Genomic DNA, 24,369 nt, shown 5'->3' with positions numbered 1-24,369 from the left:
CTTTCCTAAATTTGCATATTAATTAGTGACTTATAATTTTCAATAAGATTATCACGTACGAGAGCAGCCGTTTTCATTTGAGACTCAGCTTTCTTTTGCTGAATTAAAACGTCATGTGTTTCTCCTACCCCTTTAGTTAGTAAATCATATACTGCTGTTTGCGCATTGTTTTGCGTTTGATTCATATCTTCCAATAAATCAATAAACTTTTTCCCCTCAACTACAGATGTTTGAGAAGTTTTCGGTGCACCAATTGACTGAATTGCTCCAAATGGTTGTGTATGTAACATTGGTTGGATTTTCATATTACTATCTTCCCCCTTATCCTCGGCCGATTTCTAAATCTTTATCAAGCATTTTTTTATTCGCATTTAATACACTCGTATTTGCTTCATACATTTTTTGAGCAACCATAACATTCGTCATTTCAGCAGTTACATCAATATTTGGATAACGTACATATCCTTCTTCATTTGCGTGCGGATGCGTCGGATCATACACTAAATTTTCCGTTTTGTCTGCTTCAATACTTTTTATCTTTACTCCGTTAGTAGGAGCCCCATCTAACATACTTGCAAAACTATTGTTTGATTCTAGCACCACACTACGACGCTCATATAAATCTGTCCCCGGAGCCGCCGTCGTATTTGCATTTACAATATTGTTAGAAGTAACTTCCATCCACTTTCTCGCTGTCGTTAGCCCTGAGCCACTTGCATTAATTGCCTGAAACATCCGTTGTCTCTCCTTCTACCTTTAACGTCCGCGTGCCGCTTGGTTAATTGCATATTGTGTATTAATTGCGTTAACTGAAATACCGTATAACTGATTTGTTTTCATTAAATCTAGCATTTCTGTCGTTACATCCACACTATTTCCGTCTTTATTCGTTTGCATTGATTTTGTTTGAATCTTTGCATATGTATTTTTCGTATTTACTGTCGGCAAGTGCATTTCATTCGTTTGATATAAATCTGGATTGCTCTTTAAATCAGCCGCATTGTTTTTATATAATGCACTACTTTTATTCATCTGCTCAGCAAATGTTACATCTTGTGCTTTATAGCCAGGTGTATTTGCATTTGCAATATTACTAGAAACAGTATTTCGTTTCGTCACTAAATAATTCATATAATGGCTTACATCACTCACTAAATCTGGCATATTCCACACCCTTTCTTTTCTAAATTAATGATCCACTGATAGAAGTTTCACTTCATTATTTATTTTCTTATATGCATTTATTAAAATATTTACTTTTATGTACCCCTACATATTTTATTCCATTTTTCCATTGTTGTCTTTAGAAAAATACAAAAATATAAAAAAGAATGCAAAAAACTGTATACACACAGTAATCTATACAACATTTCAATATATGAACTATAAACTAAAGTCCATTTTTCTATTATTTAGATTACTATTATTTTTCATCACAGTCATAAAATGAAACCTCAATCAGCGGAGTTCTTTATGTAAACGAAGGAATAGACCCCCTTTTAAAAGGGGAATCTGTTTCCAAACGTTATTATTAATATTTACCGTAAAATGAATTAGCCTTCATTCGTCCATCATTTGTCATAATCATTTCTTCCAAAATCTTTTGCTTATCCCGAATATGCTGTGCTGCCTTAATAATAAATGGGCTTACTTCTGCTGCAACTTGCGTACGCGTTTCTTCATCCAATGTCATCATCCAGCGATTTAACATCTCACTCTTCTCAGCAAACTCTCTGTCTGACACTTGCAATTCACCGATTTCATTAAAACAGCTGACAAACGTCCGATAAATATCATTGTTCATTTTCAAGTGCTCCGCGGTAACCGTCTATTAAATCTTGCAACACTTTCACAATTGCATCAATATCTTTCGCTTCACGCGTTACTTTCATCGTTTGAATTTGAATGCTAATCCAATCGTATAAACCATATAAGCTATCATATAAATCTTTCGTAATTTCAGGATTCAATTGAAGTTTTAATTCTTCAAAAATACGTTCTAACTTTTCAAGAAGTGCGTCCCCTTCTTGTAAGTTAAAAGTATGTAAAAGTTCTTCTAAATTACGAAACTCTACAATACACCTTTCATAAATAAAAATTGTATTTTTAATCGGATTACTCGTCATAATATCATTTTGCATATAACGTTGCCATGCTTGCATATGATCACTTCCTCAACTTTCATTAATCATCACTTTTTTGTTTTGTCATTGCTTTAATTGTTTTTAGTTGGCTATCAAGCGCCGCCAATGTACTTTCTAGCTTTTGATACTTCTTCACAATTTCATCTTGCTTTTGCAAGTTTTGCGTCTCAATATCTTTAATCTTTTTATCTAAATCACTTACACGTGAATCAATGTTTTTAACTCTCTCGCCCACTACGCCTTTATCACCGAATAGTTTATCAAGCGGTTCTTCCATCATTTTTCCTAAACCGTTAGAACTAAAGAAAAATTGCTTCGCTGCATCTGGCTTCTCTTTTAATGCTTTCGTTAACTTTTCGTCATCAATTTCCATCGTTCCATCTTGCTTTAATTGAATACCAAATGTGAATAAATAATTACCATCTTGAGAAAATGTTACGACATTGTTCATCGCTTGACGTACACTTTGCATAATAGCTTGACCTTGGAAAGCTCCACCTTTTCCAGCAAAGATATCTACTGTAGAAACAGCTTTATTATAATCAGCTACCATTTTTTTAATAACATTCGATGCATCTGTTACGTTTGAGTCATTTACTGTAAATTTTAGGTCTATACCTTTTGTTTTGGAATCTGTTGTTGTACCAGCATCTGGCGCTCCTTCTACTTTCGGCTCAGTTACCTTTAACAACTCAATTTTTACACCAGGAAGAGCTTCAATTGTATTAGTAGAACTTTCATCTGTAATACCATTAATACTATATTTAGCATTTTGTGCTTCATTGATTGTATTGAGCGCTTTGCCATCCGCGTTAGCTAAACCAATATCTTGAAATAGCGTAGATGTGTTCGCCTCAAACTTAATCTGTCCATCTGTTCCCTCTTTTTTCGAGGTCATGAAAATTTTATTTCCAAGTGTATAAGCTGATACGCCATAATCTCCATCATTAATCTTATTAATTAAATCTTTATATGTCATATCTGTTGTTACTTTTAATTCTTTACCGCCTAGTTTTAATGTTTCATCTTTAGGAAGCTTTGCATTTATATCTTTAATTTCATTAGAAGCTATTTGATGACGTTGCGCGAGCTGTGTAATTGTCATATTAAAAGTTCCTGCAATTGCACCACCATCAGCTTTTACATTAATATAACCGTCTTGTGATGTTGTTACTTTTTTCTCATTCCCTTTAAAAGCCGCTAAGTTTTTAAAAGTTTGCGTGAAAGAGCTAAATTCTGATTTCAAACTTGTATATAATAATTTATCATTTGTAAGGTCGTTCTTTTCTTTCGTATACGGTGTCTTTTTCATATCTAACGCATTCATTTCTAATTCAACGAAGTGAGAAGTATCGATCATATTATTTCCAAGATTCCAAATCTGTTGTCTACCACCAATGCCTGTCATCGTTCCTGCCATATTTATCACTCCTTATTATTTACATATAATCTAAGATGCTCGTTTTACTCATCGTACTAACAGCTTTAAGCGTCGCTTCATACGTTGCATTTATATATGCTAAGTCAGAAATTGCGACCGCTAAATCAACATCCTCAATTTCTTTACGGTTTTCTTGAAGCGCTAAGTTTTGCTCGCTTAAAATTGTTTTAAACGTCTCCATTGTATTCATTGTTGAACCAACTTCAGTTGTACGGTTAATGATGCCATCTAAGTTTGTCTTATTTTCTCCTAATAACGGTTGTAACGCTTTTTGATCACCTTTTTGCATCGCTTCGCTCATCTGTTTTAACGTTTTTATAACCGGAGATAATAATGCTTCTCCGTTACGAAACGCTTTTAATTCATAACCGTCATTTAGTTGCCAATTCACATCATCTTTTCCACCTTGATATGTACCATCTTCTGTAAATGGTTGCTTCTCCGCGCTATCACCACCGAAAATATAACGGCCTTGCTCTTTCGTATTCGCTAAATATACAACTTGTTTTAAAATTTGATCAATCTCTGCACCGATGGCTTTCAATTCTTTTTCACCATTTGGCTCATTTAATGCCTGTACCGTTAATTGATCTGCTCTCGTTAAAGATTTAAAAATACCTTGTAAAGTATTTTCAGTTTGTGTTAATACATTTTTTGAGTCAGCTAAATCTTTTTGCATTTGTTCAATATTCGCCAATGAATGTTGAATCGCAAATGATTTACTCGCTGCAAGTGGATCTTCACTCATAAGAAGGTTTTTCTTCCCTGAAGTTACTTGGTTTCTATGGTATTGTTGTTGCACATTCAAATCCATTAACTGATTCTTTGCCCAGTTTGCATTTTGAAATGTAGATACTCTCATTTCTATCTCCTCCTTATATATTTCCAATCAATTATTATCACTTATCGAATAATCGAAAATAGACTATCAAACACTTCATTCATCGTAGTAATAGCTTTAGAGTTTGCGACAAAATATTTTTGGAAGGCCATTAAATTTACCATTTCCTCTTCCATATTTACACCTTCAACGCTCATTTTTTCTTGTTGAATACCTTCTAGTAAGTCGCCATGAATTTTTTGATAACCATTTACTGCACTTTTATCAGATGCAACACGAACTATAAATTGATCTAATGCTTGTTTATAAGAAAGACCTTCTTTATAATCGTCTTCTGTAACTGCTGCTAGTTTATTTGCTGTTTCAGCAGATATTTTCATTTTCGAAATATCTTTTTGGAATTCTGGATTTAACTTCATATCTTTCGCATGATCTCCAACGAAGAAATCTTTTCCCATCACTGTATTCACTTGATTTTTCATCGAACTCATTAAGTCTTCAAGATTTTTTTTATACTCAACAATCTTCGCTTTCGTATCAATCGCTGATTTTATCGCCCCGCTAGTTACGGAGATTTCTGAACCGTAAATCTCAACTGACATTGGGTCTTTTTCTTTATTTAATTGAAGTGGATATGTATCTTGTCCATTTACTGTTAAAACACCATTCATTCTAACACTCGCGATATTAGGATTCATAGATTCATAAGATACTTCTATATTTGCATACTTAGACATCTCTGTAACGATACGATCTCGTTCGTCTAAAAGTTGATTCGGCACTTGTGTACCTGCTTGTCCAATTTTATGATTCGCTTCTGCTAAACTAGCAGCAAGACGATTAAATTCATTAACATGCGCTTCAATATCTTCTGCCGTCTGTGCTTCCACTGTATCTAAGTTTTTCGCAAGACGATTCACTTGACTTGTGAACTTCCCAGTTTCAGAAATTAATGTATCGTAGTAGTTTGGTTGTTCTGGATTTTTTGCCACTTCACGAAAGGCATTAAAGAAACCGTCCATTAAACTAGATAATGAATTCTTTCCTGTCGTTCCAACCATAGACTCTACACGTGATAAAGTCGAATTCATGTAGTTATAGTAAGAGAGCTGAGATAATTGATCATTAAACTGCTTCGTCTTTACCTCATCAGTAATACGGTCAACACCTAGCGTTTGTACACCGTAACCAATTCTCTGTTCTGGCGTATGACCATTACTTGCTCCAACAGATCCGTAATTCACCATTTGACGCACATAACCCGGTGTATGAATGTTAGATAAGTTTTGTTTCGTTGTTTGTAATCCCATTTGAGCCGCTAGCATCCCTGATAGCGGTGTATTATAATCAGATAATCTCATAAAGCTTCACTTCTCCTTTACAATAGTTCATTCATAAAGATTTGCGAATTATTGTTTCGCTCTAAATTATATTCAGAAACAGAATCCACAATACTTTCTGTAGTTTTTAATAGTACGTTTAAGTAATATTGATTTTTCAAAAGAATCATTTTTACATTCTCTTCTAATTCAGTTACGTTTTTTTGTAATTCTTCCATTTTTTCAATTTCTTCTTGAGAAAAATACGAAAATAACGCACTTACACGAAACGATTCAACTCCTTGTTCTTTACAGAACTGAACAACCATTTCTTCAAATGAGCTTGATAACCCTTTTAAACCATCAATGTACTGCAATTGTTCTACTTGTAACTTTTGAACTGCATTTATATCTTTATTTTTTAAATTCTCATATATTTGCTCTCCAAGCGCTTGAATATTTTCATACGCCTTTTGTATAATAACGAGCTTTTCATATAATTGTATGTACATATAGCTTCCTTCCTTTTACAAGACTAAATTCACAATTAAACCATGGATTTCTCCAATTTGATTTAACATTTCTAAATGTCCTGTTTTCGTATTAATTAAATTCATAACATCTTCTAATTCATTCAATCCCATTTCTGCCTGTTTCACAATCGTCATTTTCTGTGAATATCCGTAACGCGGGTGACGAGACATGACATCTTTATACTGCAATACATTATCAACGTAAAAATTCAAAAATGATTTTACTGTATTTTTGTATTCCATTACATTATCAAGCGTTAATTCCATTTCAATTTTTTCTTTAATTTCTCCAATATTATCGACAAACGCTTCCATTTGTTCTAGTAATTTATCTTTTTTCGGATCTGCATGCAAATTATCCGAAAATGCAAGTCCTGTCCTGACATTTGCATCTTTCGGCATTTGAGTAGCAGGCGGTATATGCGATAAAATTGGATTATGCGAGATAGAACGTAGCATATATATCACCTATTTATTTTTTTATTTCTTCCTAAACTTAATCGTAAAATCCAGTTATTTATAATTATACTCTGAACAGTAATATTTTGCAGTTATTTTTTATAAAAGATATGTTACAATTTAGCATGAGGTGGCACAATTCTATGAATATTTTCCTTTGTGGTTCAAATCAATTAACAGCATTAGATCAAGAAGAAATTAAAAAATTTTTAACTGACTATGCTCACAAACATAAAATTTACATATTATGTTATAAATCTATTGAAAATGAGGTTCTTCGTTTTTTCGTTGAGAATGAAAGACTCGCTCAAAATTTATGCCTTTACACGCTGCAACCATTGCAAGCAATAACAGATGAATTTCAAGAAGTCGTTGATTACTTAAAAAAACACGGAGCCGAATATGTTGCTTTCGATCATCCTTCTGACTCCATTTACCGATCAGATTATATGTTTTTTGTTAAACAAATTATTGAAGACACTGATCTAGTTCTCTGTTTTTATAATGGGGACAAACATACATCTGTCATCCCTGTCGATGTTGCAAAAGAAGCAGGTATTGATGCTGTCATTTATGATTTACCAGGATTACATGAAAAGCAAATGAAAAAAAGCTTTGAACAAAAAATTCGTATGATGTAAAGGGGGCGGCACAATATCATTATTGTGCCCATTGTAAATATGATAATTGAACAAGATTATGATCATTTTATCGCGAGTTTTAAACAACAATTCAATATGGATATCGCTTCGTATAAGCAAGATAGAATGCGCCGTAGAATCGATGCTTTCATTTCGAGAAAAGGCTTTGAAAACTACACTAATTTTTTAAACAAATTACGTGCTGATCAAAATTTATTTTTAAATTTTATTGACTATATTACAATTAACGTTTCAGAGTTTTTTAGAAATAAAGAACGATGGCAAACTTTAGAGTCGAAAGCACTACCTAAATTACTCGAACAAAATAGCGGAAAATTAAAGGTATGGAGTGCCGCTTGCGCTGCTGGTGAAGAACCGTATACACTTTCTTTAATTTTATCAAAGCATCTAGCTCCATTTCGTTTTGAAATTCAAGCAACAGATCTTGATTTTCATATTTTAGAAACTGCAAAACGCGGTCAATATACAGAACGTTCGTTAAAGGAATTACCTAATGATTTGAAAGAACGTCATTTCACAAAAGAGAATGATCTATATTCATTGCATCAAAACATTAAACAAAACGTCTCGTTTAAACAACATGACCTTTTAATGCAGTCGTTCGATACAAATTATGATTTGATTATTTGTCGCAACGTAATGATATATTTCACAGAAGAAGCAAGAGTAAAACTTTACGAAAAATTTAGTCGTTCTTTACGAAAAGGCGGTGTACTATTTGTTGGTAGTACGGAACAAATTTTAACACCCGAGCGTTACAATCTTCAGCGATTTGATACATTCTTCTACGAAAAAATATAAAAAAGGTCGTCACAATGAAGTGACGACCTTTTTACATAACTCGAATTAAAATAATACCGACAATCCATATGAAGAGAAAAAGAAACGTCATAGACCATTTATGTTCTTGCATCGTTTGTTTCAATGCCTGTGATAATTGTGTCATGTTCATTTCCGCAAGCGCTCTCCATACACTTACATCCCGATCTTTAGCAATGCGGTCTGTAACGCTAATTAAAATTGTTTCGTTAGACAATTTCGTTATATAAGCAGTAATAACCGTTACCATCAAATTTATATTTCCTTCTGAAGAATCACTTTCCACTCTAGAAATAAGTGCGCTCACATCTAGTAACGGAATATGTACTTTTCTACCAAATGATAGTTGTACTTCAGCGAAATCATATGTTCCATCTAACAAAGGAAGGTCTTTTATATGCGCCTGCTTAACAAGCCCTTGTAGGCTTCTAATTACTTGTTCAAATATTTTTTCTGTTTGCTTACCTTCTCCAGATAACGTATGTAGCTTTTTAAAAAGTTGTAACACTGTATCCATCTCTTTAGAAAGCATTTCCTTCATAATCTTTCCATCACTTAAACTTGCAAGTAAAATACCTATTTCATTATTTTTCGAAATAATTTTAGACTGTCCAGTAAACACTAAATTGCTACGCTTTCGTTCTTTCTGGATTTCATGCTCCGAAATAGCTGCAGGCTGTTTTAATGGTTGTAGCGTCTTATCTTCAATTGTCGTACGTTTAATCTCCATTTAAGCGCCTCCACTACTATGAAATAATTAGCCCCATTCTTTATTACTCTTTAAAACTAAAAACAGTACGAATAAACCTGACATGATAGTAAACACATCCGAAGCTTGTACTCCCTGTTCACCTTTTTCTTCTTTCTTGTCTTTTGATTCTTCTTTTTGTTCTTTCTTTTTAGAGGCAACTTGTTTGTTATTTTTCTCTTTTTGGTCCTTCGCCTTATGTACTTCCTTGTTGTCTTCGAACGGCTCTTTTATGACGTAAGTAAATTCCTCTTTCTCTTTCAACGGTTCTTTTATAAACTTATTTACTTTCTCATCTTGCTTCGGAATTTGAACAACTGGTAATTTTTCTTCTGGAAGCGGGTTTTTGACTTTCAAATCCTCTTGCTTCTCATTTTCTTTCTTATCTTCTAATTCATTTTCTAGTTTATTATCTAATTTATCTTCTTTCTCTTTCTCTTCTATCTTTTTGTCATCTTCGTTTTTTGGCGCCAAAATAGAAATGGTATATTCACTTTCCTCAACAAGTTTATTACCTGCTGCATCTATTATCTCTACAAGTAATTCATATGGCCCAGCCGGCAATGCTTCTGTTATTTCAAATACTTTTTGCCAATCCATATCATGCTTGTTGTAGTCTAATAAAAAGGAAAGCTCTTTATTTTCTTTCCCTTTTAATGTAACGCGCACTTCTTTTACAACCGATTCTATATCTGACGCTTTTACTCGTATATGTATAGAATCTCCCTGTTTTCGTTCAACTAAGTTCTCTTTTACTTCATCAATAGTAACTTTCTGTAACTTTGGCAATTCTTTATCTATAGTTGGCGTTTCATTTTTAATACGAATGAGCGGGACTTTCACTTCATTTTTTATGAGCTCTTCTTTCTCATTCTCTTTGTAACTTTGAACGAGCTGAAGATTCCAATCACCTTGCAAATCAAAATCCCCTGCTTTATAGTTAGCAACCCACCTCTTCGTTTCTTCATCATACTCAAAAGATAGCATTCTTTCTTGCGCATATTGCTCGCCATTTTTTTGTAACTGCAATATACCTTTCATGCTTTGAATGTTTTTCCCATTTGGTTCTACAGCAATTCGCACTTCTTCGCCAACTTTAAGCTCCGGCTTATTTACTGTAACAATTCCTTGTTCCGTTTCTATCTTTCTTTCACCCAATTGTTTATTTACTACTTCTTTTTGTTCTACTTCTTTTTGTTTCTCTTCATCTTGTTTCGTTTCCACTTGCTCTGACTTTTCTTCTTGTACATTCACTTCATTTATTTTTTGATCTGGCTCAATTTGTTCCTCAGCCTGACTTTGCAAGGGGAAGAACAAGCACACATGTATGCATAGCCAACTCATTAGAAAAAACTTTACGTTTTTCATCTACTAGTTCAAACTCCTATTTCATTGCCTTATAGTGATTTCGTCACTTTTACTCCGAAAAATCCATCTACATTTACAAGTTCACCATACGCCACTAATACATCATTTACATAAATACGAATCGGTTCATCAATATCTTCATCTAGTACAACTGCTTCATTTTCTTGTAAACTTAATATATCTTGAATCGTTTTCACTGTACTTCCAAATACAAATTTCACGTTCATTTCTACATTTTGTAGAATGGACGTGTCCATATATACTGGCTCCATTTGTTTTACTTCTTTAAATTCAATAGGTTGCACAACTGGTTCTACAATTTTTTCTTCTTCAATTTCTTCTGTTGCAATCTCTTCTTCCACCATTGGATACAGAAGTCGCCTTACCATTTCTTTCGCTTCATAAATTGGCAAGATTTGATACATTTTCGATTGAAGCAGATCGCCAATTTCAAGATTGAACGTAATTTGAACGAGTTCGTCCACTTCCATTGACTCTCCCAAATACTCCATTTCTTCTTTTAACGTTACAAATTTAACATTTGGCGGCGTCATGTCCATTTTTTCTTGAAACATTTCTGACATCGCCGTAGCAGCATGCCCCATCATTTGGTTCATAATCTCTTTAATACCGCTCAGTTCTAATTCAGTCAACTCTTTTTCCGGATCAACTTCCCCTGTTCCCATCATCATTAAATCTACCATTGTTAAGGCGACATCTTTTGTAAATACGAATACATTCTCATTCTTTAGCCCTTCAACAAAGTCGACATTTAAAATAACAAATGGTACTGGTACTCCATCATAATGCCGAACATTGATTGCTTCCACATTTGGTGTACTAATTGTAACTGGCTGATTTAAAAGCGTCGACAATACTGTTGAAGCGGAACCAATTGAAATATTTGCAATTTCACCAAGCACATCTTTCTCTTCTTGTGTTAAATGCTCTTTTTCAACTTCTTCTACAATCTCAGTTTCCACTACTTCTGCTGTCTCGTCTTTTTCTTCTACTCCACCAGATAATTGCATTAATTTATTTACCATTTGTTTCGCATGCTCAACAGAAACAATTTGTACAAGTTTAGAGTTTACAAGATTATCTATCTTTAAATCAAACGACACTTTAACAATCGTATGATTTCCATCGATTTCAGAGATTTTCTCCATTTCTTCTGATAACTTTACAACTTTAATCGTCGGCGGAGACATATCTACTGTATCTTGGAAGAATTCCGACATAGATGTAGCTGCGAATCCCATCATTTGATTCATCGCTTCTTGTACAGCACTTAGCTCTAATTCACCAAGTTCTTTTCCGTCCTCCACCTCGCCTGTTCCCATCATCATTAAATCAGCAATAGACAATGCAACATCTTGCTTAAGGACAAGAAGGTTTTCCATATCTAATCCTTTTGTAAAGTGAATGTTTAATACAACATGTGGAACTTCGACATCTCTTGAATCATATAAATCTACCAACTCTATGCGAGGAGCAGTAATGCTTACTTGCCTATTTAAAATTGTTGATAATACAGTCGAAGCTGAACCAAATGATATATTTGCAATTTCGCCAAGAATATCGCATTCTTGAGGCGTTAAATGCTCATTTTCTTTTTCTAGCACAATCGTGCTCGTATCCCCTTTTGTGTGTTGCTCAGGCATTTTCCCTGCCTCCTCATTTCTGTTTTTCTATCAAATGATATAAACTCTCATTTGATTTTAGCAAACTTATTATATAAAACGTTAATATGTATTTATTGCCATTATTAGAGTAGTAACGATTAGTCAAAAAGCTCCCCAATTGTATACAAGTGGGGAGCTTTCCTTCATTCCTATTATAAACCTTCTGGGTTTAAAATGAGGACCACTCGTCCATCACCGAGAATCGTCGCACCAGAGAAATAATTAGAACTCTCTGCAAAGAAGTCACCTAATGACTTTAAGACTATTTCTCTTTGACCGATAATTGTGTTTACAATAAGTCCATAGCTGCGATGTGTATTACGAACAATTAACACAGGAACCATTTGACCATCATATGACGCAAACGCCTCATCTACTGTTTTTTCACCAAATACAGTACTTAAATGTTTCACTTCAATAATTTGATTACGATAATTTAACACATCTTTTCCTTGTAAGGATTGGATGTCTTCTTTCTTAATTCGAATTGCTTCAACGATATTTCCAAGAGGTAAAGCATAACGCTTATCATTCGTTTGAATAAGCATAGATTGAATAATAGACAACGTTAACGGAAGTTCAATTCTAAATGTACTTCCCTTTCCTTCCTCAGAATCAATAATTAAATGTCCACCTAAACTATGAATCGTATGTTTTACAACATCTAATCCGACACCGCGTCCAGAAAGATCTGATACAACTTCAGCTGTACTAAATCCTGGTTGGAAAATAAGATCAAACACTTCACGATCTGTTAATCTATTCGCATCTGCTTCAGTTACAACGCCATTTTTAATCGCTTTTTCTAATACTTTCCCTTTATTAATACCGTTTCCATCATCCGTAATTTGAATAACGACATGATTTCCACTATGAAAAGCTTCTAATTTAATAGTACCTGTCTCATTTTTACCTGCATCACGTCGTTTTTCAACAGTTTCAACACCGTGATCGATTGCATTTCGAATTAAATGAACGAGCGGATCACCGATTTCATCAATAACAATTTTATCTACTTCAGTATCTTCACCTGTAATTTGTAAATCGATTTTTTTCCCTAAATCTTTCGCTAACATACGTACCATACGCGGGAAACGATTGAACACAGTTTCAATTGGCACCATACGCATATTTAATAGTACATTTTGAATATCTTTTGAAATATCGCCTAATCGATTTAAATGTTCAATTAGTTCCTTGTTTTGAATCGTTTGAGCCAATTCATCAATGCGCCCACGTTCAATTACACTTTCTTCAAACATATTCATTAATCTTTCAATTTTCTCTAATTGAACACGAATTGAACGATTCTCCACTTTAGCATTTTTCGTTTTTGTAGTACTTTTAGCTGGCTGATTCGTTGCCACTATCGGTGATTCTACCTGCGTAGCCACAGCTGGTTGTAGCGTTTCTTCTACTTGCACAACTTCTTGTGTAACGACTTTTTTAGAAGCTACTTCCCTCGATATAGGTTCTCCTTGCTTTACTTCCACTTTCTCAATTTCAGAAACATGAAGTACTACTTGTTTCAATTCTTCTATACTACAATCCGTATCCATAAATACTGTAAATTCAAATCCGAAAGCATCTGCTTCAATTTCTTCAATACTCGGAGCTGTTTTTTGTATATTCCCCACATTTTGTAATGCTTCAATACACATAATGGCACGTACTGCTTTTAAAATTGCTTGCTGTTCAACTGTTATATGCACTGCATGCGAAACTGCATCATCGTTGTCTATATGATTTTGCTCTATATGTTCCGTAGTAGTTTCTACATTACCGTTCAATAATGCTTCTAATTTCTGTTTAGTTGAGACTACATCAATATTGCCCATTCCACCTTGTTGCACATCTGCAACCATCTTCTCCAAATTATCAATGCACTCAAAAATCACATCAATAATATCCGCATTTACAACTATATTCCCATGACGAATTTCATCTAACACATTTTCCATCTTATGTGTTAAATCAGCCATCTCCGTAAATTCCATACTCGCAGACATACCTTTGAATGTATGAGCGGAGCGGAATATTTCTCCTACAACATCCATATCAGCAGGATTTTGCTCTAACACTAGCACATTTTCATTTAGCGACTGTAAATGTTCTTCTGACTCTTCAAAAAATATATTTAATAGATCTGTTTGCATTTTTATCCCCTACCTGTCTAACAAACATTTCATTTATGTATAACAATTTAGTGTTTTATAATGAGAAAAAAGGGGGCCACACGTCGATCCGCTATCACTGTTTTGATTCCTTGTGGCACCCCTTCTATATTAACTATTTGCTACTTTTGTTAAAGCTTCAATTACACGATCCGCTTGGAATGGCTTTACAATAAAGTCTTTTGCCCCGCCCTTAATTGCATCTAATACCATACCTTGTTGTCCCATTGCAGAACAAATAACAACCTTTGCACTTGAATCAATTTTAATAATTTCTTTTAATGCTTCAAGCCCATCCATTTCTGGCATAGTAATATCTAATGTTACAATATCAGGTTGAAGTTCTTTATACTTTTGAATTGCTTCTACCCCATTCTCTGCTTCGCCAATAACTTCAAATTCAGCATTACTTTTTAATAAGTTTTTAATCATCGTTCGCATAAACATCGCATCGTCTACTACTAAAATTTTATGTGCCATTCTTTTTAATTCTCTCCTTCTATGTATAAATATATCTTAATATTTCACCTTATCATTCTCACTCATTATACAAAATAAAATGATAAAATTTAATATTTTTTTAAAAGAATTTTCGTATTTTTATTATTTTATTATTAAAATAATAATATACTACTCTTTTATATAAATAACAACGCGACGGTTTTTTTCCCAGTTTTGCGGTGAATCATTTGGTACAATTGGCTTTGTGTCTGCATATCCTACCGCAGCTAGCCTTTTATCATCCACATTATACACTTCAATTAAATGGTGAATCATATTTGCCGCTCGTGCTGAAGATAACTCCCAATTTGAAGGGAATTTCTCGTTATGAATAGGTCTACTATCTGTATGTCCCTCTACAACAATTGGGTTAGGTACGGATTGAAAAAATCCAACTAATTGACTTATTATCCCTTTCGCTTCGGGCTTAACGTTTGCATCGCCTGTATCAAATATTAAATTATCTACTATAACGACGCTTACCCCTGTATCCTCTCGATATACATTCACTTGACTAATACCGTTATTATCTACATACGCTTTTAACTTCTTATATAATTCATCCATTCTCTTTTTTGAGATCATCTTTTCATCATTTTTTTCATGTGAAATATCCGGTATTGTATTTTCCATTACTTTTGCATCTACTTGCCCCGTATCACTAAACTTTTCAAGCATCTTTGACAATTTTACTGCATCTTGCTTTGATGTAGCAACTAGTAATACAAAGAAAGTTAATAATAACATTGTTAAATCTGTAAAAGTCGTCATCCAACGAGGCGATCCCTTTTGCGGTCCTTTACTCATCATACCACTCCTTGAAATATTAGGCTGCTCCTTTTACCTTTTTTACCTTTGTTTCGTATACGTATGTATCCAGTTTCAACTTTAATTTAGAAGGGATTTGTCCACGATACAATTCTGAAATTGCTTCTATTACAAACTTCTTCTCTGTATATAAATCTTCAATACCACGATATACTTTTTCCGCAAGAGGGATTGCAATCATATTCGCAAGTACGGACCCATATAATGTCGTTAACATCGCAACTGCCATCCCTGTACCAATTTGCGATGTATCTTGTAAGTTTTGGAGCATAATGATAAGACCGATTAACGTACCAATCATTCCCCAAGCTGGAGCAAAATCACCAATTTTATCTAATAATGCTGCTCCTTTTCTTAACTCATACACTTCCGTTTCAATATCTTTCAGTAACACTTCTTTTAATTCATCTTCATCGTAACCGCTTAACATTAATCGAATTCCTTTTTGAATAAAAGGATTGTCTACTTGCTCTCCATCAACCTCTAAAGAAAGCAAGCCGTGCTTTTTAGACTTTTTCGAAAAATCGACAAACAAATCCGTTAACTGTTCTAAATCTTCTTCTCTTCTATGTAAAACAGTAAAAATGCTTTTCGTATATTTTTTTATTTCTCCAAATCGATATGCCACAACAATTGTCGCTGTTGTTCCCCCTATGACAATTAAAATAGATGAAACATCTAAAAAGTTTTTAAAAGCTTTTATTCCACCGCCGCCAAGCATAATTGCCGCTATCACTATAATGAAACCTACTATAATGCCCACTGGGCTAGAAATATCAAACTTCCTTTTTCTTCTTTGTGGTCTAGCTAATACTTGATTTTTCTCTCCCATATTTCTGCCCTTTCCTTTCCATTTTTATATAACATTTTTTTATTTTAATAATACGTTTTCACATATAACATGTATTATACGCTTATCATCTGTTTATCGCAATATACTCATGAAATTGACACATTTCATTTCTATATTAGAATTATAGTATGGATAAATGAGGAGGATCACGATGGAACACAACATTTTACAAGTCATTGCATTAGCAGAAAAACTAAAATATGAAATGCGACATAGCTGGCTTTCTAACGGACGTCAAGAAAGTGTTGCCGAACATACATGGCGTATGTCTCTAATGGCTATTTTAGTTGAACCTTATTTGGATCAAAAAGTAAATATTGAGAAATTACTTAAGATGGTTATTATTCACGACCTAGTCGAAGCCGAAGCTGGTGATATCCCTGCTTTTGATACGATGAATAGTCACGAATTACAACTACAAAAACAAAAAAATGAACTAGAAGCTATTTTAAATATTAAACAAACATTAACAAGTTCTCTCGGTGAGGAATTATATGACTTATGGATGGAGTTTGAAGCGAAAGAAACGTACGAAGCAAAAGTTGCTAATGCACTCGATAAACTTGAGGTGAAAATCCAACATAACGAAGCTGATATTGATACGTGGTTACCAATTGAACATAAAATGACATTCCAAGTAGCAAAGCATACAAACTTTGATTCTTTCCTATCTAAATTACAAAAAATTATTGAACAAGATGGAGAAAAGAAGTTAATTGCTGCCGGTATTGATGTTGAGGCATGCAAGCAATAATGAAATAAGACACTCAACAAGAGTGTCTTATTTCATTATTGTTGATATAGCCTGCTTATAAATAAGCTGTTGTTTTCCATCCACTAATATTAAAACTGTAAATTTATCTACTCCAACAACTTTTCCTACTATTCTAACGCCACTCTTTAAGAAAATTGTAACTGTACCTTTTTCTTCTTTTATTTGTTTATACAATTCTTCCTGTAAATGTTCCAATTACTGTCCTCTCCTTCTCGTGAAACATCTTAATATAAAAAACTATAAATTTTTTATTTATGCACTTTGTCTTTTCCATTCATAAACTTATTAATTAGTATATCTAAATCTCGGCTAAATAACAAAACTTTATCATGATCCAATCCGTGTCTCGCAACAAGTTGAATTAACTCTTTCTTTTTGTTTTCTATTTTATTTTGTAATTGTCCCATCTCCATCTCTATACTAAAACTCCCTTTTCCCATAATATTACTTGTAAAATTATAGTACATATTCTCTCATAAAAAAATAAAAAAATGGTTTTTTTTACAATTTTTTATTTTTTTATGCCTAAATTACGAATCACGTAAAGGTTCATTTACAAATCACTAACATACAATCCTAATGAATCTACAGGCATTTGTCTAATTATAAATGAGACTGGCTCGTTTTCTATACAAAAAACATACTGTATATAGTAGTCCATGAACCATATAGATTAACTTACTAAAAAGGAGGAAAACATATGAGTTATGGTGGAAGTTGCGCTGGTTTCGGCGGTGGATTTGCTTTGCTTATCGTACTATTCATCCTTCTAATCATCATCGGATGTAGCTGTTGGGGTGGCGGCGGATACGGATATTAATATATCCTATCCTTGACAAATGAACTAAAAACTATAGAAAAACAGCTCATATTTGAGCTGTTTTTTTCATACTTTCGTATGAATTTATATCCCTCTTATTTGCGATTTCAACTAACAAAATATCGTTTAATATGGAATAAGAAACATTTTTCACTGATATAAAAGATCGTTATACATACATATTACAAACAAAAATTATTTTAACATTAATTCTTGTCGGCATTTCATGGGGCATTATTGGAGGCGCTTATCAGCTACTCCTAACGATCTATGCCGAGAGAATTTTCCACACTAACATTGGAATTTTATATACAGTTCAAGGCATTGGGCTTATGATTGGAAGCCTTCTCGTTAATCTTTATATGTCTCATAATAAAGAAAAAATGAAAAAAGTATTCGGTTGAGCCTAATTATTACAAGGAATTTTCTTTCCCGGATTCATTCTATCCGATCAACTTATTATCGGTATCGTTACTTTATTCTGTATGCGCATAGCAGGAGGAATCCTCGTTCCACTTGATACGACATTACTTCAAACTTACACACACGAAAATATGATGGGTAAAGTTTTTTCATTCCATTATTCCGTTTACGGATCTCTTATTCAGTTATCTATGTTTTTTACAGGAGGGCTGTTAGAAATTCTTTCTCCTCAAATAATTGGCAGTTTATTAGCTACATGCTGTATTTTTGTAAATTTTATATGGCTTTTCTTGTTTATCGCGGGGATCTCAGTGAATAATCTAATGATAATCAATAGATTATTCACTGAGATCCCATTCATTATTTGTTTCCCAATAATAAAATTGCTTAAAAATGTCAGTCTAATTTTTTAGTTAATGATCCTTATATGGCAACACTATTTGAGAAAAAACTAGATATTTATGTTAAAATATAAATAAGTTTGTGAAAGTTTGCACTTAAATAAGAGACTTCAACTAGTTAAACTTGATTAAAGAGGAGGGCTGTTTTGGGTATCACATTCATTTTCATATGTATTATATTAGTGGCTTCTATTCTGCAAGCAAGTACAGGTTTTGGCTTTTCCATAATGGCAACCCCTTTCTTACTTATGTTATTTTTACCACAAGAAGCTATACAAATAAACATTATTTTATCTTTAATTATCTCCATTTCACTCATTTGGAAAATAAGAATGGACGTTGATTTTGTTCTACTGAAAAGGTTTATTTTGGGAAGTATAGTTGGTGTACCTTTTGGTATTTTAATCTTCATTTCCGTTAACATAAACACTTTTAAATTAGCAGTTAGCATCCTACTCTTACTATTAACATTGTTGCTAATATGCAAAGTTAAGGTTAGATCAACACAATCTAGAGATTTCATAGTTGGTGGATTATCTGGTCTTTTAACGACAAGTATCGGTATGCCAGGTCCTCCCCTGTTACTTTATTTTACAGGAACTAATACTGAAAAAGAGAAGTTAAGAGCAACTACATTAGCTTTTTATCTGTTTATATATTTCATTAGTCTAGTAACTCAAATACTCTTTACTGGCACAAACAAAACCATTTGGGAATCAAGTTTTTATGCCATTCCAATTTTATTTTTAGGTTTGTTTATAGGTCAAATTATTTTCAAATGGCTTAATCAACGGATTTTCAAAATATTTACGTATATCCTTTTAAGTTGTACAGGTATGTATCTTCTTATTGAAAGTTTGCATTTATTATAGAAGTTGCTTTAGGTTATGCATTAAGAATTAGGTTTCGAATGAAATATCATGATATATTTTTAAACGTGATAACGATAAAAAGCGGCTATTATGCCGCTTTTTATCATTATCAAATTGGTCGATATTAAACCAAATGACAGTAAATACATCGTTATAACAATCATCCACATATTGTTTTTCAATAGGGGTACTTAATGATTTATGAATAATGTACAAAATTAATTTTCCATATTGATCAATCACTTCTTTCAAAGCATCTTGATCATGTTTTTTCATAGCTATAATTAAATCCTCTTCAGAATTGAAAATCATAAGCATCTTCCTTCCTCAGTTCCCCTTTAGCAGCTGCTTTTACTTACTATTGGCATTTCATTCTCTTTTTCTATCACTTTTGTAAAAAATTATTAATTTTTATTTCTATGTATATGATAACAAACAAAATACCTAAGTTCAGAAAGAATAAAGAACTTTCTAGCCTTAGGTATTTCTCCTTCCAAAAAAGGCAAACCCACATCACAGGTTTGCCTCTTTACTCACTTCTTATTTAAACCTTTTTCACTTAAAAACTCTTTCATATGCATTCTTTTTTCTTTGGACATAAATGAACTCATTGATTCCGTCCACGTTACGTTTTTTTGATTTGATGATCTTTCTTTGTAATACGCGCTCATCGTTTCATCATATTCATTTAGTAATTCATCATATTTCTGTTCATTATATCCATTTTCATGAAGAACTGCTGCTACTGGTAAACGTGGTTTAACTCCATGTTCTTCATCTGGTACACCGACTGTCATTCCGAATACAGGATATACTTTATCCGGTAAATGAAGCAATTCGCTCACTTCTCTCGGATTATTACGAATACCACCAATATAACAAATACCGTAGCCTAATGACTCTGCCGCTAGTGCTAAGTTTTGCGCAAAAAGTGATGCATCTACCGTCGCAACGATAAAGTCTTCTACTCCCTCATGCTTTATCTCTGTACCATGTTTTTCACATGCAATTTCAAGTCGTTTTAAATCTGCACAACAAATAAAAAATGCTGCACAGTCTTTCACATGGCGATTTCCGGATAGCTCTGCTAGTTTAGCTTTTAATTCCTGATCTGTTACATATATAACAGAATACGCCTGTACAAAATGTGATGAAGCTGCATGTTGTGCAGCGTGCACCATCTTTTCTACTACATCTTTCGGAATGGATTCTTCTTTATATTTACGAACTGAAACATGTTGCTCCATCTTATGTATCATCTCATTCATGAAAATCACTCCTTTTTTCTCTTCATAATGAAAAATTAACATACCTTTTTCAATATTCACAACTTATAAGCACAAAAAGAGCAATTCTTTTTGAATTGCTCTTTTTTAAAACGTTTATCAATACGGTAAATGAAATTATACTTATCTTATTACGCCGTTCTCAAAACCTTAATACCTCTGACGATATTCCAAATAAAGTAATAAATTCCTACAAGAATGAACACTGCATATGTGATAATCATTCCAATTCCAGCACCGTCAGATTGATCGAAACCTAAACCGTACATTCCTGATACTGCTAGTCCTCCAAATAAGATTGCGTATGGGAAAACATGTGACCAAAATGCTTTTTTCGCGTGATACTTCACTTCATCTTCTGCAACAAAGTACACGATAATTGGTAGTAAAAATGGTGCAAAAAATATACTAAAGTAACATAACGAAGATAAAATATTATTTCCTTTCATCCGATTCACCTCTAAATAGTTTTTGTTACCTTCATTATGTCAGGAAACCATTCTAGAAACTATCGCTTTACCTTTCACGAACGTGACATATTTGTAAGATTTCCCTCTAAAATAATCCCGCCTGAAATTTCAGGCAGGATTATTTTCTCTATATTCGATTCATAAACCAATATTGTGTAATTGCTAAATATTCACGTACATTCGATGGAATGATAATTGGTTTCGGTGTTTTTGCCGGAAGACCTTCTAATTGTAAACCTTGTTTGGCCGCTATTTTTTTCGCTCTAAACATATGAAAATCGTTTGTTACGATCATACCTTTTTTCATATCGGCTGGTATTAACGGTTTTGAGAATGTAATGTTCTCATCTGTGCTCGTAGATTTGTCCTCCATTATAATACGGTCTTCTGCGATGTTTTGTTTTATTAATCCTTGTTTCATTGCTAATGCTTCTGAAATGTCTTCACCTTTTCCTTGTCCGCCAGATACAATAGCAATTGTTTTCTCATGTGATTTTAAATATTCAGCTGCTTTATCAATACGATATTGCAATGAATAAGATGGTTTCGTCCCATTTACTTTCGATCCTAGTACAATTATGTAGTCAGCATCGTAGGTTGCATTCATATGCCCATGCTTATAAATGTGATATTGTAAAAAAACCATATACACGGCGCAAATCATTATGACAACTAAAATGCACTTCATTATTTTCTTCTTTCTCATATTCATATACTCCTATTTTCTTTTACTTCCTTCATGATAATATCCATTTATTTGTTTGTATACAGACAGATTTCAATAAACCCTAATTTATCCTCTGAAAGGTAATATTTATATTACTTTCGGGAATAGTAAGTACAACTTTACACGAAGGAGTGTCTCTATTGCTTCTCTTTTTATGTAACGTGTCGTTCTTTTTTATCTTATTTTTACTATCGCTTAAGTTACTCGGTAAATCCGCGTTAGCACAACTAACTCCTCATGATTTTGGGGCTATAATTTTTTTATCTTATTTAGCTTTCCAGGCCATACCCGTCTCTGGTGCTTTACAAGCATTTCTCGGTATGGTTGTTATCACATGTTTACATTTACTCCTTACAAAATTAAGCCTATTTAACAAACTAAATCGCTTTATTCTCGGACACCCTATCATTTTAATTAAACATGGTGATATTATTTTTGAGAACTTACAAAAAAGTAGATACCCCATTGCAGAACTCCTTTCTAATCTTCGCGTTGCAGGTTATCCAAGTGTTCATGAAATTGAATACGCTATTTTAGAAGCGAACGGCGCTATTAGTATTTTACCAAAAAGAGAACTTGTACCATTAACTCCAAAAGATTTAAACATAGATGTTAAGTATGCTGGGTTACCAATTGCCCTTATCGTCGATTCACAAATTCAATATGATAACTTAAAGTTAATACATAAAAATGAAAAATGGTTATATAAAGAATTAAAAGAAAAAGGAATTACAAATATTAAAAACGTTGCCTTTGCTTCTGTTCAAGAAACGGATGGATCTTTTGCGATTAGTTTAAAGGAATAAAAAATCCCCTTAATTGCTTAAGGGGATTTTCTTCATCATATCGCTTCTTTCTCTCCTGCCATATTTAATGGAACAGGATGTTTTATACGATTCATCGTAAATAAGATAATCGCTGTCATTACTTCCGCAACTGGCATAACGAGCCAAATTCCGTTTATCCCAAATAATTTTGGCATAATCCATAACAATGGAAGAATAAATAGTAATCCTCGGCTCATTATAATAAGTACTGATTTCTTCGTTTGTCGCACTGATTGGAAGTACTCTCCATACACAATGTTATAACCTAAAAATACGTATTGGATAAAGAATAAACTAATACCTGTTAAGGTTAACTCCAATAATTCTGGAGATTGAACATCAAATAAACCAATGATATATTTCCCGAAGAATAATCCGACAATTATCGCAACGCCTCCGAGGACAACTGCAATTTTCACAGCAAACTTCAATCCTTCACGCAATCTTTCTGATAAGTTTGCACCATAATGGAAACTAGCAATTGGTTGCAATGCAGCACCTACACCGAAGAATAGTAGTAATGTCATTGCATGAATACTATTCACCATCGCATAGGAAGCTACTCCTACTTCTCCTGCATATTGGACGAATGCGATATTAAAACCAATCGTTACGATTGCAACCGTACTTTCTGCTGTAAAACTTGGGAAACCAATCACCATAATTTGTTTGACAGTATCCCATTCAAAATGGAATTTCGTCCACTTTAAGATACTACTTTTTCTAAAGAAATGAGTTAATAATACAAGGAAACCAATCGCTGCCGAAAGAATAGTCGCTGAAGCAGCACCTGTTACGCCCCATCCAAAAATAAAAATAAAGATGTAGTCAAACACGATATTTAATACAGCCGTTACAACAAGACCTGCCATCGCTAAATTAGGATTTCCATCATTTCGAATAAATGTACTTAAAATATTTTCTAAAACGTATATCATTCCAAATGTTAATAATACGTGTAAATAGTCTAATGCATACGGTAAAATCACTTCATTTGCACCAAATAAGTATGCTAAATCTTCTATTCTCCATAAGCAAATAGCTGCTAAAACACCTACGATAACAACTGCTACCGTCATTGATTGAGTAAAAATAGACCTTGCTCTCTCTCGTTTATTTTCACCTAATGCAATGGAATATAACGTTGCCCCGCCCATTCCAATCCATAATGAAATAGAGAAGAAAATCGAAAAGGCTGGAATAGCCACGTTCACTCCTGCTAAACCGTTCGCCCCAACTCCTCTACTAATCATAACCGCATCAATTACAATATTCACTGACATTAATACCATTCCGAGGACGGCTGGTATTAAATATGAAATAAATAAGCTTTTTATCGGTTTTTCTCTTAACTTTTCTGTTGCTTCCATACTCTAATATGCTCCTTTTTTTC

At 33.4% G+C, this 24,369-nt stretch carries 30 protein-coding genes and 1 pseudogene; 7 read left to right on the top strand and 24 right to left on the bottom strand.

Going from position 1 to position 24,369, the window contains the following annotated elements; genetic code table 11:
* Positions 1–5 precede the first annotated feature (5 nt).
* The 10 genes from fliE to DOS87_RS08400 all read right to left on the bottom strand — a co-directional run bounded on the left by fliE (position 6) and on the right by DOS87_RS08400 (position 6,737).
* Positions 6–305 (bottom strand): flagellar hook-basal body complex protein FliE, encoded by a 300-nt coding sequence (gene fliE / locus DOS87_RS08445; RefSeq protein WP_000701672.1) that lies wholly within the window; start codon positions 303–305, stop codon positions 6–8.
* Positions 306–321: 16 nt separating this feature from the next.
* Positions 322–735 carry a flagellar basal body rod protein FlgC gene (flgC, locus tag DOS87_RS08440; protein ID WP_000484685.1) on the bottom strand — a complete coding sequence of 138 codons (414 nt, stop codon included), beginning with the start codon at positions 733–735 and terminating at the stop codon, positions 322–324.
* A gap of 21 nt (positions 736–756) precedes the next feature.
* Complete coding sequence (gene flgB / locus DOS87_RS08435) at positions 757–1,164, bottom strand: flagellar basal body rod protein FlgB (RefSeq protein ID WP_001113110.1); 408 nt, start codon at positions 1,162–1,164, stop codon at positions 757–759.
* 367 nt (positions 1,165–1,531) lie between these two features.
* Positions 1,532–1,804 (bottom strand): hypothetical protein, encoded by a 273-nt coding sequence (locus DOS87_RS08430; RefSeq protein WP_001058090.1) that lies wholly within the window; start codon positions 1,802–1,804, stop codon positions 1,532–1,534.
* Positions 1,794–2,162: a flagellar export chaperone FliS gene (gene fliS, locus DOS87_RS08425; RefSeq protein ID WP_016077910.1), complete on the bottom strand. Its 369-nt coding sequence runs from the start codon at positions 2,160–2,162 to the stop codon at positions 1,794–1,796. Before fliS ends, DOS87_RS08430 begins: the two co-directional genes overlap by 11 nt.
* A 22-nt stretch (positions 2,163–2,184) precedes the next feature.
* The gene (locus DOS87_RS08420; protein ID WP_098577910.1) at positions 2,185–3,564 is read right to left on the bottom strand and encodes a flagellar hook-associated protein 2; all 1,380 of its coding nucleotides are present in this window, start codon (positions 3,562–3,564) and stop codon (positions 2,185–2,187) included.
* Positions 3,565–3,583: 19 nt separating this feature from the next.
* Positions 3,584–4,447: a flagellar hook-associated protein 3 gene (locus DOS87_RS08415; RefSeq protein WP_086389885.1), complete on the bottom strand. Its 864-nt coding sequence runs from the start codon at positions 4,445–4,447 to the stop codon at positions 3,584–3,586.
* Positions 4,448–4,488: 41 nt separating this feature from the next.
* Positions 4,489–5,787 carry a flagellar hook-associated protein FlgK gene (gene flgK, locus DOS87_RS08410; RefSeq protein WP_001239718.1) on the bottom strand — a complete coding sequence of 433 codons (1,299 nt, stop codon included), beginning with the start codon at positions 5,785–5,787 and terminating at the stop codon, positions 4,489–4,491.
* 17 nt (positions 5,788–5,804) lie between these two features.
* Complete coding sequence (locus DOS87_RS08405) at positions 5,805–6,257, bottom strand: flagellar export chaperone FlgN (protein WP_098577909.1); 453 nt, start codon at positions 6,255–6,257, stop codon at positions 5,805–5,807.
* A 15-nt stretch (positions 6,258–6,272) separates the two neighbouring features.
* The gene (locus DOS87_RS08400) at positions 6,273–6,737 is read right to left on the bottom strand and encodes a YaaR family protein (protein ID WP_000946318.1); all 465 of its coding nucleotides are present in this window, start codon (positions 6,735–6,737) and stop codon (positions 6,273–6,275) included.
* A 143-nt stretch (positions 6,738–6,880) separates the two neighbouring features.
* Here DOS87_RS08400 and DOS87_RS08395 point away from each other — a divergent pair, with 143 nt between their 5' ends.
* Positions 6,881–7,378, top strand: a complete 498-nt coding sequence (locus tag DOS87_RS08395) for a flagellar motor switch protein FliG (protein ID WP_001020110.1) — start codon at positions 6,881–6,883, stop codon at positions 7,376–7,378.
* A 39-nt stretch (positions 7,379–7,417) separates the two neighbouring features.
* Positions 7,418–8,200, top strand: coding sequence for a protein-glutamate O-methyltransferase CheR (gene cheR, locus DOS87_RS08390; protein WP_000582876.1), 783 nt, complete (start codon positions 7,418–7,420; stop codon positions 8,198–8,200).
* Between the two features lie 31 nt (positions 8,201–8,231).
* On the opposite strand, the gene DOS87_RS08385 is transcribed toward cheR, so the two are convergent.
* The 7 genes from DOS87_RS08385 to DOS87_RS08355 all read right to left on the bottom strand — a co-directional run bounded on the left by DOS87_RS08385 (position 8,232) and on the right by DOS87_RS08355 (position 16,354).
* The gene (locus DOS87_RS08385; protein ID WP_000403964.1) at positions 8,232–8,948 is read right to left on the bottom strand and encodes a hypothetical protein; all 717 of its coding nucleotides are present in this window, start codon (positions 8,946–8,948) and stop codon (positions 8,232–8,234) included.
* Positions 8,949–8,975: 27 nt separating this feature from the next.
* Positions 8,976–10,334, bottom strand: a complete 1,359-nt coding sequence (locus DOS87_RS08380) for a transglycosylase (protein WP_208730238.1) — start codon at positions 10,332–10,334, stop codon at positions 8,976–8,978.
* Positions 10,335–10,363: 29 nt separating this feature from the next.
* Positions 10,364–11,998 carry a flagellar motor switch protein gene (locus DOS87_RS08375; protein WP_001115008.1) on the bottom strand — a complete coding sequence of 545 codons (1,635 nt, stop codon included), beginning with the start codon at positions 11,996–11,998 and terminating at the stop codon, positions 10,364–10,366.
* 173 nt (positions 11,999–12,171) lie between these two features.
* On the bottom strand, positions 12,172–14,175 hold the full coding sequence (locus tag DOS87_RS08370; RefSeq protein ID WP_001192626.1) for a chemotaxis protein CheA: 2,004 nt from the start codon (positions 14,173–14,175) through the stop codon (positions 12,172–12,174).
* A gap of 129 nt (positions 14,176–14,304) precedes the next feature.
* Positions 14,305–14,673, bottom strand: a complete 369-nt coding sequence (locus tag DOS87_RS08365) for a response regulator (RefSeq protein ID WP_000940568.1) — start codon at positions 14,671–14,673, stop codon at positions 14,305–14,307.
* Between the two features lie 150 nt (positions 14,674–14,823).
* Positions 14,824–15,501, bottom strand: a complete 678-nt coding sequence (locus DOS87_RS08360; protein WP_000033627.1) for an OmpA family protein — start codon at positions 15,499–15,501, stop codon at positions 14,824–14,826.
* A gap of 19 nt (positions 15,502–15,520) precedes the next feature.
* Positions 15,521–16,354 (bottom strand): flagellar motor protein MotP, encoded by an 834-nt coding sequence (locus DOS87_RS08355; protein ID WP_000504191.1) that lies wholly within the window; start codon positions 16,352–16,354, stop codon positions 15,521–15,523.
* 172 nt (positions 16,355–16,526) lie between these two features.
* Here DOS87_RS08355 and DOS87_RS08350 point away from each other — a divergent pair, with 172 nt between their 5' ends.
* Positions 16,527–17,129 carry an HD domain-containing protein gene (locus DOS87_RS08350; RefSeq protein WP_000400770.1) on the top strand — a complete coding sequence of 201 codons (603 nt, stop codon included), beginning with the start codon at positions 16,527–16,529 and terminating at the stop codon, positions 17,127–17,129.
* A 27-nt stretch (positions 17,130–17,156) separates the two neighbouring features.
* Here DOS87_RS08350 and hfq read toward each other — a convergent pair whose 3' ends face one another.
* Together hfq and DOS87_RS08340 are read right to left on the bottom strand one after the other, a co-directional pair.
* Positions 17,157–17,345, bottom strand: a complete 189-nt coding sequence (hfq, locus tag DOS87_RS08345) for an RNA chaperone Hfq (protein WP_000400667.1) — start codon at positions 17,343–17,345, stop codon at positions 17,157–17,159.
* Positions 17,346–17,398: 53 nt separating this feature from the next.
* Positions 17,399–17,617, bottom strand: coding sequence for an aspartyl-phosphate phosphatase Spo0E family protein (locus DOS87_RS08340; RefSeq protein ID WP_000291690.1), 219 nt, complete (start codon positions 17,615–17,617; stop codon positions 17,399–17,401).
* A 233-nt stretch (positions 17,618–17,850) separates the two neighbouring features.
* Here DOS87_RS08340 and DOS87_RS08335 point away from each other — a divergent pair, with 233 nt between their 5' ends.
* From DOS87_RS08335 to DOS87_RS08325, 3 genes and pseudogenes are all read left to right on the top strand, one after another.
* Positions 17,851–17,970 (top strand): YjcZ family sporulation protein, encoded by a 120-nt coding sequence (locus tag DOS87_RS08335; protein ID WP_000120179.1) that lies wholly within the window; start codon positions 17,851–17,853, stop codon positions 17,968–17,970.
* A 140-nt stretch (positions 17,971–18,110) separates the two neighbouring features.
* Positions 18,111–18,698: pseudogene (locus DOS87_RS08330) on the top strand (MFS transporter); the annotation flags it as partial.
* 242 nt (positions 18,699–18,940) lie between these two features.
* Positions 18,941–19,666 (top strand): sulfite exporter TauE/SafE family protein, encoded by a 726-nt coding sequence (locus DOS87_RS08325; protein ID WP_000513088.1) that lies wholly within the window; start codon positions 18,941–18,943, stop codon positions 19,664–19,666.
* Between the two features lie 27 nt (positions 19,667–19,693).
* On the opposite strand, the gene DOS87_RS08320 is transcribed toward DOS87_RS08325, so the two are convergent.
* From DOS87_RS08320 to DOS87_RS08305, 4 genes are all read right to left on the bottom strand, one after another.
* A complete protein-coding gene (locus tag DOS87_RS08320; protein WP_000577072.1) occupies positions 19,694–19,978 on the bottom strand; it encodes a hypothetical protein in 285 nt (94 codons plus the stop codon).
* A gap of 221 nt (positions 19,979–20,199) precedes the next feature.
* Positions 20,200–20,934 (bottom strand): oxygen-insensitive NADPH nitroreductase, encoded by a 735-nt coding sequence (nfsA, locus tag DOS87_RS08315; RefSeq protein ID WP_001004528.1) that lies wholly within the window; start codon positions 20,932–20,934, stop codon positions 20,200–20,202.
* A gap of 149 nt (positions 20,935–21,083) precedes the next feature.
* Complete coding sequence (locus tag DOS87_RS08310; protein WP_063675170.1) at positions 21,084–21,401, bottom strand: magnetosome magnetite crystal formation protein family; 318 nt, start codon at positions 21,399–21,401, stop codon at positions 21,084–21,086.
* A gap of 148 nt (positions 21,402–21,549) precedes the next feature.
* On the bottom strand, positions 21,550–22,128 hold the full coding sequence (locus DOS87_RS08305) for a YdcF family protein (protein ID WP_151618781.1): 579 nt from the start codon (positions 22,126–22,128) through the stop codon (positions 21,550–21,552).
* 161 nt (positions 22,129–22,289) lie between these two features.
* On the opposite strand from DOS87_RS08305, the gene DOS87_RS08300 reads away from it, so the two are divergent.
* On the top strand, positions 22,290–22,955 hold the full coding sequence (locus DOS87_RS08300; RefSeq protein ID WP_000923923.1) for a DUF421 domain-containing protein: 666 nt from the start codon (positions 22,290–22,292) through the stop codon (positions 22,953–22,955).
* Positions 22,956–22,990: 35 nt separating this feature from the next.
* Here the strand turns inward: DOS87_RS08300 and DOS87_RS08295 are convergent, their stop codons facing one another.
* Complete coding sequence (locus DOS87_RS08295) at positions 22,991–24,346, bottom strand: MATE family efflux transporter (protein WP_151618779.1); 1,356 nt, start codon at positions 24,344–24,346, stop codon at positions 22,991–22,993.
* Positions 24,347–24,369: the final 23 nt, after the last annotated feature.

It is taken from the genome of Bacillus sp. CR71 (assembly GCF_003429245.1).
Taxonomy (GTDB): Bacteria; Bacillota; Bacilli; order Bacillales; family Bacillaceae_G; genus Bacillus_A; species Bacillus_A thuringiensis_S.
The sequence above is the reverse complement of the archived record's forward strand: the minus strand, read 5'-3'. Positions and strand labels throughout refer to the sequence as shown.

Coding starts and splice junctions, on each gene's coding strand:
- fliE (WP_000701672.1), bottom strand. CDS start 305: ATGAAAATCCAACCAATGTTACATACACAACCATTTGGAGCAATTCAG.
- flgC (WP_000484685.1), bottom strand. CDS start 735: ATGTTTCAGGCAATTAATGCAAGTGGCTCAGGGCTAACGACAGCGAGA.
- flgB (WP_001113110.1), bottom strand. CDS start 1,164: ATGCCAGATTTAGTGAGTGATGTAAGCCATTATATGAATTATTTAGTG.
- DOS87_RS08430 (WP_001058090.1), bottom strand. CDS start 1,804: ATGAACAATGATATTTATCGGACGTTTGTCAGCTGTTTTAATGAAATC.
- fliS (WP_016077910.1), bottom strand. CDS start 2,162: ATGCAAGCATGGCAACGTTATATGCAAAATGATATTATGACGAGTAAT.
- DOS87_RS08420 (WP_098577910.1), bottom strand. CDS start 3,564: ATGGCAGGAACGATGACAGGCATTGGTGGTAGACAACAGATTTGGAAT.
- DOS87_RS08415 (WP_086389885.1), bottom strand. CDS start 4,447: ATGAGAGTATCTACATTTCAAAATGCAAACTGGGCAAAGAATCAGTTA.
- flgK (WP_001239718.1), bottom strand. CDS start 5,787: ATGAGATTATCTGATTATAATACACCGCTATCAGGGATGCTAGCGGCT.
- DOS87_RS08405 (WP_098577909.1), bottom strand. CDS start 6,257: ATGTACATACAATTATATGAAAAGCTCGTTATTATACAAAAGGCGTAT.
- DOS87_RS08400 (WP_000946318.1), bottom strand. CDS start 6,737: ATGCTACGTTCTATCTCGCATAATCCAATTTTATCGCATATACCGCCT.
- DOS87_RS08395 (WP_001020110.1), top strand. CDS start 6,881: ATGAATATTTTCCTTTGTGGTTCAAATCAATTAACAGCATTAGATCAA.
- cheR (WP_000582876.1), top strand. CDS start 7,418: ATGATAATTGAACAAGATTATGATCATTTTATCGCGAGTTTTAAACAA.
- DOS87_RS08385 (WP_000403964.1), bottom strand. CDS start 8,948: ATGGAGATTAAACGTACGACAATTGAAGATAAGACGCTACAACCATTA.
- DOS87_RS08380 (WP_208730238.1), bottom strand. CDS start 10,334: ATGAAAAACGTAAAGTTTTTTCTAATGAGTTGGCTATGCATACATGTG.
- DOS87_RS08375 (WP_001115008.1), bottom strand. CDS start 11,998: ATGCCTGAGCAACACACAAAAGGGGATACGAGCACGATTGTGCTAGAA.
- DOS87_RS08370 (WP_001192626.1), bottom strand. CDS start 14,175: ATGCAAACAGATCTATTAAATATATTTTTTGAAGAGTCAGAAGAACAT.
- DOS87_RS08365 (WP_000940568.1), bottom strand. CDS start 14,673: ATGGCACATAAAATTTTAGTAGTAGACGATGCGATGTTTATGCGAACG.
- DOS87_RS08360 (WP_000033627.1), bottom strand. CDS start 15,501: ATGAGTAAAGGACCGCAAAAGGGATCGCCTCGTTGGATGACGACTTTT.
- DOS87_RS08355 (WP_000504191.1), bottom strand. CDS start 16,354: ATGGGAGAGAAAAATCAAGTATTAGCTAGACCACAAAGAAGAAAAAGG.
- DOS87_RS08350 (WP_000400770.1), top strand. CDS start 16,527: ATGGAACACAACATTTTACAAGTCATTGCATTAGCAGAAAAACTAAAA.
- DOS87_RS08340 (WP_000291690.1), bottom strand. CDS start 17,617: ATGTACTATAATTTTACAAGTAATATTATGGGAAAAGGGAGTTTTAGT.
- DOS87_RS08335 (WP_000120179.1), top strand. CDS start 17,851: ATGAGTTATGGTGGAAGTTGCGCTGGTTTCGGCGGTGGATTTGCTTTG.
- DOS87_RS08320 (WP_000577072.1), bottom strand. CDS start 19,978: ATGATTTTCAATTCTGAAGAGGATTTAATTATAGCTATGAAAAAACAT.
- nfsA (WP_001004528.1), bottom strand. CDS start 20,934: ATGAATGAGATGATACATAAGATGGAGCAACATGTTTCAGTTCGTAAA.
- DOS87_RS08310 (WP_063675170.1), bottom strand. CDS start 21,401: ATGAAAGGAAATAATATTTTATCTTCGTTATGTTACTTTAGTATATTT.
- DOS87_RS08305 (WP_151618781.1), bottom strand. CDS start 22,128: ATGAGAAAGAAGAAAATAATGAAGTGCATTTTAGTTGTCATAATGATT.
- DOS87_RS08295 (WP_151618779.1), bottom strand. CDS start 24,346: ATGGAAGCAACAGAAAAGTTAAGAGAAAAACCGATAAAAAGCTTATTT.